Here is a 10,692-nt window from a genome sequence, read left to right on the forward strand (position 1 = left end):
CTCCCCACGGGGAGGAGAGGTTACTGGGAGGCCCAGCGGGCAACCAGTTCGTCATAGTTGACGGTCTGGCCCTGAGGCTTCTCGTTCTCCAGTTTCGGCTTGGCGCCACCGTTGGCATACCACCACTCAGCGTCTTTCTCTTCGTTCAGACGCGGGCCGCAGCCGCCGTAGACATTCGCCTGCTCGTCTGCACGCTGCATACGGGCCATTGTGATGTCCATTTCTTCGGCCAGACGGTCCATGGCTTCCTGCGGGGTGAAGGCGCCGGAGTTCACGTCACCGATCTGCTGCCACCAGATTTGGGCCAGCTTCGGATAGTCAGGCACGTTCACGCCGGTCGGGGACCATGCAACGCGGTCGGGCGAACGATAGAATTCGACCAGACCACCCAGCTTGGGTGCACGCTCGGTGAAGCTCTCGTGGTTCACAGAGGAGTCACGGATGAAGGTCAGACCAACGTGGGATTTTTTCACGTCAACGGTCTTGGACACAACAAACTGAGCATAGAGCCAAGCAGCTTTCGCACGATCAACCGGAGTGGACTTCAGGAAGGTCCAGGAGCCTACGTCCTGATAACCGACCTTCTGGCCTTCTTCCCAATAGGGGCCATGCGGGCTCGGCGCCATCCGCCACAGCGGGGTGCCGTTCTCGTCGACGGTGTTGTTGCCTTCGGACTGCGGTTTTACCATGTCGGCGGTAAAGGCGGTGTACCAGAAGATCTGCTGAGCCACGTTGCCTTGCGCCAGTGCGGGCAGCGACTGGTAGAAGTCATAGGACGCAGCACCCGGAGGCGCGTATTTGCGCAGCCATTCGTCCCACTTGCGGATCGCATAGACAGCAGCCGGACCGTTGGCAGCACCACCACGGGTCACGCTTGCACCGGCAGGGTTACAGGAATCCGCTTCCATGCGGATGCCCCATTCGTCGATCGGCACACCGTTCGGCTCACCTTTCGAACCGGCACCGGCCATCGACAGCCAGGCATCGGTCATACGCCAGCCAAGGTCAGGCGCGCGCTTACCATAGTCCATGTGGCCATAGATTGCGGTGCCGTCGATTTCCTTGACGTCTTCGCTGAAGAACTCGGCGATGTCTTCATACGCGGACCAGTTGACCGGCACGCCCAGGTCATAGCCGTATTTCTCTTTGAAGGCGGCTTGCAGATCTTCGCGATCGAACCAGTCCTTGCGGAACCAGTAGAGGTTCGCAAACTGCTGATCGGGCAGCTGGTACAGGTCGCCATCGGGACCAGTGGTGAACTGGGTGCCCATGAAGTCGCCCAGATCCAGACCGGGGTTGGTGACGTCAAAGAAGTCGCCTTCCATCATGTCGGTCAGGTTGTAGGCAAGCTGCAGGCGCGAGTGGGTGCCGATCAGATCGGAGTCATTGACGTAAGCGTCATAGAGGTTCCGCTTGGTCTGCATCTGGGTCTGCACGGCCTGAACCACTTCGCCCTCGCCGAGGATCTGGTGGTTCACCTTGATGCCGGTGATTTCCTCAAACGCCTTGGTCAGAACTTCGGACTCGTAGCTGTGCGTCGGAATGCCTTCGGACAGGACGTTGATTTCCATGCCTTTGAACGGTTCAGCAGCGTTGATGAACCACTGCATCTCCGACATCTGCTCGTCCTTGGTCAGAGCCGAGGGCTGGAACTCTTCGTCGATCCATTTCTTGGCAGCTGCCTCATCGGCATAGGCTGCCTGTCCCGCGACCACGGCAATAACCGCGGCTGCGGACAAAAGATACTTGCGCATCTTTCTCCTCCCTAGTGATTGTGTCGCCAGACATGCCACACGGCACCTGACTGTCATTCAGGTTTCACAGAGCGGCTGGTCTTGTCAAACTAATTTTTTAGTATGACGTAATGTAATGTTTGGAAACGATTTTTCAGAAATCCTGATTTAGGCGAGGGACTCGCCTGCCGAGGGAATTCGTTGCTGCGATGCGGCAATCTGCAACCTGTGGGTGTGCTGGTCATATCGCGCACAAAATGGCAACGGCGCCGCAAGTGTCAAAGTTTGTCGTCGCTGAGGCTGGGTTTTGCGGTTATGGAGAGCGCATGGAAAACACTGATACCTTCGAGATCTTTCTGACCGCCCCACCGGGATTGGAACAAACTCTCCTGCGCGAAGCCAAGGAGCTGGGTTTTGCCGAACCAAAAACGGTTCCCGGTGGCGTGACTGTCCAGGGGGGCTGGCCGGATGTGTGGCGCGCCAATCTTTGTCTGCGTGGCGCCGCGCGTGTCTTGGCGCGGATCGGCTCCTTTCGGGCCTTTCACCTCGCCCAGCTGGACAAGCGGGCGCGCAAGTTCCCCTGGTCCGAAGTGCTGCGTGCCGATGTCCCTGTCCGGGTCGAGACGACCACAAATAAAAAGTCCAAGATCTATCACGCGGGCGCCGCAACCCAGCGGATCGAACGTGCCATCACCGAAGAGCTGGGCGCCGAAATCAGCGCAGAAGCGGCGATCACGATCAAACTTCGGATTGAAGACAATCTTTGCACCTTCAGCGTCGACACATCGGGCGAAGGGCTCCACAAACGTGGCCACAAGACTGCTGTGGGCAAGGCGCCCATGCGCGAAAACCTCGCCGCATTGTTCCTGCGGGACTGCGGATATACAGGCACGGAACCCGTGGTGGACCCGATGTGCGGCTCCGGCACCTTCGTGATTGAAGCGGCTGAGATCGCGCGTGGCCTTCTTCCCGGTCGCAGCCGCAATTTTGCGTTTGAACAGCTGGCGACCTTTGATGCCGATGCCTGGGCGGCAATGCGAGATGTCACAACGACCCAAGACACGGACGTGCGGTGCTACGGATCAGACCGAAATGCCGGCGCAGTCGAGATGGCCGCTGCCAACGCAGAGCGAGCGGGTGTTGCGGATCTTGTTCAGATCACACAGCAGGCTGTCAGCGATCTGACACCCCCTGATCTGGGAGAGGGAGAGCAGCCTGGCCTTGTGATCGTGAACCCACCTTACGGTGCGCGGATTGGCAACAAAAAGCTGCTCTATGCGCTTTATGCGGCGCTCGGCGAGACCTTGAAAAGCCGCTTCAGTGGCTGGCGCGTTGGTATCGTCACCAGCGAAACGTCACTGGCAAAGGCCACAGATCTGCCGTTCCTGCCCTATAGTCCGCCGGTGGCCCACGGCGGGCTCAAAATCCGGCTGTTCAAAACGGCCCCGCTTCCCTGATCGACCTTTGTGATCAGGCAGACAGGGTGCGCCAGGCGCTGACCAGACCGGCCAGCGTCATTCGCTCACCATCTGTCCGGGTCAGAGGAATGCCCTGATGGCCCAGGGCTGCGGCGTAGGCTGGCTCAATTTCGGCTGGGGAAACCAGGGCGATGTTCTGGCCCAGCCAATAAGGGCGCGCTGCAGATAGCTCGGCCCCCAACAGCAGCCCCCAAAGGCGCGCAGCACGATCTTGCGGTGAACCGGATTGATCTGCTTGCAGTTCGGCAACCCGTGCGGCCATCGCTTCGGGCCGGGATTGAACGCTTTCCATCGCGCCGGTCAAAGCCGACGTTGCGGCCGTGGCTGCTGTCTCCAGCGGATCCAGACCCAGCTGAGGCGCGAGCGCGCGCCACAGTCCTGCGGTCAGGAAGCTTTGAAAGCTCACCACTTCATTGGCGCTGATCAGAGCCCAGTGGGTTGTCTCGCCGGGAAGACAGACGACCCCATCCCAATTTGGGTTCAACGACAGAAACCCCGCGATCCGGGTTGCGGCCCCACCCATTCGCGCCACAGGGCTGTTCTGGCTGAGCCCGGCAATCAGGTGAACATCTCTTTCGCCCATCGCCATGACCGGCAGCTCTGCAGGCTTGGCGGGGACCGCTATGGCGGCTGTTGTCTCTGCGCCGGACAACATTACGGGCGCCGTGGCATGTGCCTCGCCCAGCTGGGCCCTGAGATCATCCAAAGCGGTCATGATGCCGTCGGCCAGGCAGCAGGTCTCAGCCCGCTCGGACACCGTCTCACCTGTCATGGCCCAGATAACGAGATGTCCGTCGGTAAAATCGGCGGCAATCCAACATTCTGTCTTGGCGGTCATGCTAGCGCTCATTGTTTCGGTCCTTCGGTCAAACTGGCGTAGGTTGGACGGGGCTGTCTCATTGCCAATTTTCGACCCTTTGATCAACACAGCGCCTTCAGAAAGTGGCTCAGCCGGGGTGTGGAATGGTTAACAGGTCTGCGCTGATGCTTCGAAGGTGATTCAAATTGTCATGAGTATTGCTCTTGATTCCTTATACTTTTGGGTAGTTTCGCAGAACAGTTCCTATCCTTATGAGGAATTGTTTCCACAAATGTCGCCTGATTTACTCCACAGGCCGCGAAATGCTGGATCTCACCGAATTTACTGAGATTTGTGTAAAATTGCTTTATTAAGGTTTTACCGCATCCGCGGACTGTAAACGGCCCAAAACGGGCCGGTTGATTGGGACGAAGGTGTCGGCCGCATTGGGGGTGCGGCCGGAAACAAACCATCGAACTGCACTGACGTGAGATCCGGGGCGCTGCCGTTCCCGGCCAGTCGAATTGATACGAGTGTCTCCGCTTCGGCGGACCGGAAAAGCTGTGTTCAGCGAAAAGTTGGGGGCTGCGGGGGCGGCCTTAGATTGGGGTTGGAAATGAAGGACTTTGTGCATGATGGGGCGGTGCATCCGCCACTGCGCTCTGGCCGGACGATGATGCTGCCGCGCTCGCGCATGTTCTATGCGGGCAGGCCATTTCAGCGGGTCGAACAGCCAAGGCTTATCGCCAATCTGAACACTGCCATCAGTCGGCAGCCGAGCCAGATTGTCGACTGGGCCCAGCGGGATCGCCCTGCATGGGCCTACGGACGATTTGGCAAGCGCGTGCTTGATATCCTGCTGGTGTTGATCGCCCTGCCGATCACGCTGCCGCTGATCTTGTTGGCCGCGCTCGCATTGTGGTTTGAAGGCGGACAGCCGTTTTACACACAGGACCGTCTGGGGCAGCGGGGACGGGTGTTCTCCATCCTCAAACTGCGCACGATGGTGCGAAACGCCGACCAGCTTCTTGAGGAACATCTGGCGCGTGATCCCGAAATGCGCCGCGAATGGAACGAAACACAGAAGCTCAAGCATGACCCCCGCATAACGCCGGTTGGTCGCTTCCTGCGCACGACATCGCTCGATGAGTTGCCGCAACTTTGGAATGTCATCATCGGAGAAATGAGCCTCGTTGGCCCACGTCCGATGCTGCCAGATCAATTGCCCCTTTATGGGGACGCGCGGCCCTATTTCTTGCTGAAACCGGGGATCACCGGGCTTTGGCAGGTGTCGGTGCGCAACGAAGGCGGCTTTGCGGTACGTGCAGGTTCGGACGCCAGCTATTGCCGCACCCTTTCATTCCGGCAGGATTTGGCAATCCTTTGGCGCACGGTGGGCGTGGTGCTGCGAGGCACCGGATATTAACGGCTTTGGCTTAGTCGGGATGGATGCTTCTTGCACCATTCCGGTTGGGCCGCGTCCTATAGGCGGGCTAAGGCGGACGTGGTAGAAATGCGGAGGCGGTTATGAAAGACACTCTGACAGATACCCAGTCTCTGACCTGGCCAGCACAGGATTTTGAAGGAAACGAAACACCCGCGATGACGCAGCAGGGCTTCAAACGATTTCGCCGCCGCAAGGGGCGGACGCAGGGCGAGCCGGAACAGCCATCTGTTCTGGACGGTCGGGTTGAGCCCGGCACGTCGCCCGATCGTCCGTCGCCTAAGCCAAAGGCGCGACCTAGTGACAAGACCCAGCGCCAGTCAGGTTTCTCCGGCCGTCCTGAAACACAGGACAAACCGGCGGTCAGGGGTGCCGCAGATGGCCTGCGCACGGGACCTGTCTCTCAGCAGCAGCTGCCAGCACCTTTGCCCGAAATGTGGGAACGCATTCATCGCGTTCCCATGGATATGCGCAGCCATCAGGTCGCGCGCTCGCCGCTGGTGAATTTTTTCCGCAGCTCACCCACTGCCAAGGCGTTTGATTTGCTGCGCACGCGCTTGCTGCACAGCCTCAAGGCGCATGGCTGGAAACGGGTCGCGATTGCCTCACCCACTGCGGGATGTGGTGCGACGTTTACGGCTGTTAATCTGGCGCTCAGCCTGGCGCGTGTTCCGAACACCCGCACGATCCTGATGGACATGAACTTTCGCCGCCCCGCGGTGGCTGCAACTCTGCGGCTGCCCGCAGCGGGGGATATGCGTGGCTTTCTGTCCGGGGAGCTGAGCATGCCGGAACATCTGGTGCGCCCCGCTGAAAGCCTTGCGGTCGGGCTGACTGCCGCGCCAGATCGCAATGCCGCCGAAATCCTGCACGATCCAACTTGCGCGCAGGTCTTGGATGACATGACGCTGACCACTGGGGCTGATGTTATTCTGTTCGATCTTCCGCCAGTTCTGGAACATGATGATGTGGCGGCCTTTCTGCCACAGGTCGACGGGGTTTTGCTGGTTGCAGACGGCACCCGTACGACTGCCGCCCATCTCGCGGCCTGCGAGCAGATGTTCAAAGGCCAGACGCAGCTTCTTGGGGTGAGCCTGAACCGCGCGCGCGGTGCCGGGCTGCTTCAGCATGGCCAATAACCCAGCCCATTCACTCAACAAAGAGACCAGCAAACCAAATGGGACCGATCCGCACACTCGAAGATCTCTTTGATATGCTGCGCCGCAGGGCGTTTGTGATCTTTTGGATCGTGGTTCTCGGGGCCATGGTGTCGGTTTGGGTCGCGCTCAAACAGCAGCACAGCTACGAAAGCGCGGCCGTCTTGCAGATCACCCGTCCCAAGATCGCGGGCGAGCTGGCAAAATCAACCGTTGACGGCTCTTCTGCGCGCAGGCTGCAGCTGATCGAACAGCGGCTGATGGCGCGCGGCTCGGTGGAAGAGATCATCGAGAAGTTCGGCCTTTACGGCAATCTGCCGCTGCACCCCTCGGAGAAAGTGGCGCTTTTGCGGGAGTCGGTTCTGTTGACCGGCGTGGCCGCTGCGCGCGAAGGGTTTACCGATGATGGCACCATTTCGGTTTTGACCATCACCGCCCAGATGCCGACCCCGGAACAGGCACAGGCCGTTGCCAGTGAATTTGCCAGCCGCACGATCGAGCTGAGCCAGAGCTCGCGGATCGAACAGGCCCGCGAAACGCTGTTGTTCTTCACGGACAAGGCCAACGCCCTGACCGCTGAAATTGCGGCTCTCGAAGATGAGATCACCGCCTATCGCAATTCCAACAACGTGGCTCTGCCCGGTGGGATCGAAATGCGCCGGGAGGAGATTTCGTCCCTGAACACGGGTCTTCTGGAAATCGAGCGCGAGCAGATCGAACTGCGCAGGCAGGCGGATCAGACGACATCGAACCAGCGGCCTGCAACTGCCCAGCGGATGCTTGCGGTTTTCGAAGAGAAGCTGGCCACACTGGAAGCGCAGCGAGAGCTGCTGCTTGAGCGCCGCGCCGCGCTAGAAGCCTCCCTGCAGACCACGCCAGAGGTGGAACGTCAGCTGGGCGTCTATGAACGGCGCATGGACCAACTGCAGGGAGAGCTGGAGACCATCAGCCAACGGCTGGCCGAGGCCGAAGTGGGGTTCCGGCTGGAGTCATCCCGTCAGGCAGAGCGTTTGACCGTGATCGAGCCTGCATCCTTGCCGGATTATCCAATCACCAGCGGACGAAAGAAACTGGCCCTGATGGGGCTGATTGCCAGTATCGGTATGGCGATGGGTGTCGCGTTCCTGATGGAGCTGCGCCACCCGGTTTTGCGGTCGGTCGCGCAGATGGAACGAGAGACCGGGCTGACACCAGTTGTGGCGATCCCCCTGCTGGATACACGGCCACGCAAACGCGGCCTGTTGGATCGGCTACGGGGCCTTTTTTCACGCAACGGGCGCGGCGGCATGGGGGCATCCTCCGGCGCTTGAGCCGCGCATCGACGATCAGCTGACCGCCGCAATCATCTCGGCAATGGCTGACTGGTGCCACCAGATGGCCCCACCGCCAATAGCTATCGTCAGAAGGGTAAAGCCAAGATCATGGCGAGGATCCCAGACGTGGTGTTTGCGCGCAAGCCAGACCATCACAGGGTAGGCCAGGATCATTGCCCCCGCCAGCGCGGCGATCCCTCCCGGCAGGCCAAACATCATGACAGCGATCAGAAACAATGCGGTCTGGGCAATCGCGCGGCTGGCGGTAAAGACAAAGAAGGATCGACTGTCGCCCGCCGCCAATGCCGCCTGATCGTAGGTCATGGTGATAACCGCAGGGGCCAAAGCGACCGAAATCAGAACGATCATTGCGCCTGCATGCAGGTATCGATCATCGTAAAGCACATCGACGAGCCATGGCCCCAACCACGCCATGCCCAGCAGCATCGACAGGATAAACGCGCTGAGACCAGCGCGCAGTTGGCGTTGCTTGCGCTTATAGCGTGGATCCGCCTGGGCAGGTTTGTCGCGGTAGACCGGGATCATCAGGCGCTGGTTGACAGCGTGCCCCAGAGCCATGGGAAAACTCGCCAGAAAAAATCCGATGTTGTAGATCCCCAGAACTTCCAGTGGGACAAACTTGCCGAGGATCGCCCGGTCCCCCTGTGAGGTCAGAAACCAGAACGCGGTCGAGAGAAAGATCCATTTCCCAAAGTGCAACAGTTCACCGAGCGCTTGTCGTTCCCAGTGGAACCGGCTGCGCCGACCGGGCAGGGCACGCCAGACCAGGATCAGAAAAGCAGTCGCCTGAATGACGCTACCCAGCACCAACGCCATGACCGATTGGGTCCACCAGGCAATCAGCACCATGGCGCCGATCCCAATCGCCTGACTGATGAGCTCCAGCGCGGTGAGCCGCCCGACCAGCAGATGACGATGCGCAGTTTCTACCCGGATCGGGTCGAGCCCGTTGATCGCGAGGGCCGCACCGGCAATTGGCAGGTACCACAACAGCTCTGGCGCGTCGTAGAACTCCGCAATGGGCCAGGCCAGCAAAAGGGTCATCCCCCACAGGATGAAACCCCGCACCACCTGAACGCTCCAGGCCGTGTCCAGAAAGTCGGGATCGTCGCCTCGTTTGCTCTGAGCGATAGACGGGCCCACGCCAATATCCGAAAACAGCGCAAGACCCGTGGTCACCACGCTGACCAATGCCATCAGACCAAAGGCTTCGGGAAACAGGAGCCGCGTCATCAGCAGGTTGGCGGCAAGGCGCAGAGCCTGACTGCCGCCATAGCCGATCATCAGCCAAGAGGCAGACCGCAGCACCCGTGCTGCCAGCCCTTCGCCGCTGAATAGGGACAAAACCTGCTGCATGACATGTCTCTCGGTCTTGGTTCTTGCGATCTGCCTGATCCCGAAAGGCGACAATTCGACGGCACCTTCGCGGCAATGCTGGGCAACTGGGTGAACTACGGATACGCTGCGGCAACTCTTGCACAAAATGGGCGTGTGTCCTCGTGAAAATTGCCTACATCCTCAATACCTACCCTCAGCCATCCCACAGCTTTATTCGCCGCGAGATACAGGCGCTGGAACGGCACGGCGTCGAGATCGAGCGCATCGCCATGCGCCCAGCTGATGTGCCATTGGTGGATCCGGGTGACATCGATGAACAGGGGCGCACCGACTATGTCCTTGCCAAGGGGGGCGCGCGGCTGGTCACTGGCCTTGTGCGGCGCATGTGGCGCAGTCCCCGGCGGTTCCGATCCGCCCTGGCCAAGGCCTGGGAAATGGGGGGCCGCTCTCAGGTTGGTCGCTTGCGACATCTGATCTATCTGGCCGAAGCGGCCTATGTGGCTGACCGGGTTGAGGGGGAGGGGATAGACCATCTCCATGCTCACTTTGGCACCAACTCCACCACGGTTGCGCTTTTGGCTGCGATGCTGGCTGATGTGTCGGGCGGGTTGGGCTACAGTTTTACAACTCACGGACCAGAGGAATTTGACGCGCCGCAGGTGCTGTCTTTGGGAGCCAAGGTGGACACGGCCGACTTCGCCGTCGCAATCAGCAGCTTTGGCCGCAGCCAGTTGAGCCGCTGGGCCGCATTTGGCAGTTGGGCACGGCTGAAGGTGGTGCATTGCGGCATTGAACCCTCGCGGTTTTCTGAACCGCAACCACTGCCAGAGGGGCCGTTGCGGCTGGCTGCGATTGGCCGATTTGTTGAACAAAAAGGGCAGATGGTTCTTATCCACGCGCTCGCAAAACTGGTCGAAACCCACCCGGATCTGCACCTCTCGTTGATCGGTGATGGAGAGATGCGGCAGGATATTGAGGCTGCGATCGCGCGTTATGACCTTTCGCGCCACGTCACATTGACCGGTTGGCTGTCAGAGGCGAACGTAAGGGCGGAGCTGGCAAAGGCGCATGCGCTCGTCATGCCGTCCTTTGCAGAAGGCCTGCCAATGGTGGTCATGGAGGCAATGGCAGCTGCCCGTCCGGTGGTGGCAACCTATATCGCAGGGACCCCTGAACTGGTTGTGCCGGGGCAGACAGGGTGGCTGGTGCCAGCTGGCGACCCCGACGTTCTGGCTGAGGCGATATCGGATCTCGCGGCCACACCAGTCGAGACACTAAGCCGGATGGGACAGGCCGGGCGCACACGCGTGCTGCAGCGGCACGATAGTGAGATCGAGGCGGGCAAATTGGTGCATCACTTTGAAGAGGCTGTCCGCGCGCGTCGCCCCTGACTGCCGCACCGCTTGCTT

At 60.1% G+C, this 10,692-nt stretch carries 8 protein-coding genes; 5 read left to right on the top strand and 3 right to left on the bottom strand.

What is annotated here, in order from left to right; genetic code table 11:
- Window positions 1-20: 20 nt before the first annotated feature.
- Window positions 21-1,754 carry an ABC transporter substrate-binding protein gene (locus KUV39_RS05910; protein ID WP_008559243.1) on the bottom strand — a complete coding sequence of 578 codons (1,734 nt, stop codon included), beginning with the start codon at window positions 1,752-1,754 and terminating at the stop codon, window positions 21-23.
- Between the two features lie 305 nt (window positions 1,755-2,059).
- Here KUV39_RS05910 and KUV39_RS05915 point away from each other — a divergent pair, with 305 nt between their 5' ends.
- Entirely contained in the window at window positions 2,060-3,190 is a 1,131-nt protein-coding gene (locus KUV39_RS05915; RefSeq protein ID WP_222459222.1) for a THUMP domain-containing class I SAM-dependent RNA methyltransferase, read from the top strand.
- Between the two features lie 13 nt (window positions 3,191-3,203).
- On the opposite strand, the gene KUV39_RS05920 is transcribed toward KUV39_RS05915, so the two are convergent.
- Complete coding sequence (locus KUV39_RS05920; protein WP_222459223.1) at window positions 3,204-4,061, bottom strand: 2-dehydro-3-deoxygalactonokinase; 858 nt, start codon at window positions 4,059-4,061, stop codon at window positions 3,204-3,206.
- Window positions 4,062-4,626: 565 nt separating this feature from the next.
- Here KUV39_RS05920 and KUV39_RS05925 point away from each other — a divergent pair.
- The 3 genes from KUV39_RS05925 to KUV39_RS05935 all read left to right on the top strand — a co-directional run bounded on the left by KUV39_RS05925 (window position 4,627) and on the right by KUV39_RS05935 (window position 7,921).
- Window positions 4,627-5,436 carry a sugar transferase gene (locus KUV39_RS05925; protein ID WP_168612892.1) on the top strand — a complete coding sequence of 270 codons (810 nt, stop codon included), beginning with the start codon at window positions 4,627-4,629 and terminating at the stop codon, window positions 5,434-5,436.
- Between the two features lie 101 nt (window positions 5,437-5,537).
- Complete coding sequence (locus KUV39_RS05930) at window positions 5,538-6,593, top strand: CpsD/CapB family tyrosine-protein kinase (RefSeq protein WP_222459224.1); 1,056 nt, start codon at window positions 5,538-5,540, stop codon at window positions 6,591-6,593.
- Window positions 6,594-6,631: 38 nt separating this feature from the next.
- Window positions 6,632-7,921, top strand: a complete 1,290-nt coding sequence (locus KUV39_RS05935; protein ID WP_046210688.1) for a GumC family protein — start codon at window positions 6,632-6,634, stop codon at window positions 7,919-7,921.
- 15 nt (window positions 7,922-7,936) lie between these two features.
- Here the strand turns inward: KUV39_RS05935 and KUV39_RS05940 are convergent, their stop codons facing one another.
- Window positions 7,937-9,301, bottom strand: coding sequence for an oligosaccharide flippase family protein (locus tag KUV39_RS05940; RefSeq protein ID WP_222459225.1), 1,365 nt, complete (start codon window positions 9,299-9,301; stop codon window positions 7,937-7,939).
- 143 nt (window positions 9,302-9,444) lie between these two features.
- Here KUV39_RS05940 and KUV39_RS05945 point away from each other — a divergent pair, with 143 nt between their 5' ends.
- Entirely contained in the window at window positions 9,445-10,674 is a 1,230-nt protein-coding gene (locus tag KUV39_RS05945) for a glycosyltransferase (protein ID WP_222459226.1), read from the top strand.
- The last annotated feature ends 18 nt before the right edge of the window (window positions 10,675-10,692 follow it).

Source organism: Phaeobacter italicus (assembly GCF_019801785.1).
In the GTDB taxonomy this organism is placed as follows: domain Bacteria; phylum Pseudomonadota; class Alphaproteobacteria; order Rhodobacterales; family Rhodobacteraceae; genus Phaeobacter; species Phaeobacter italicus.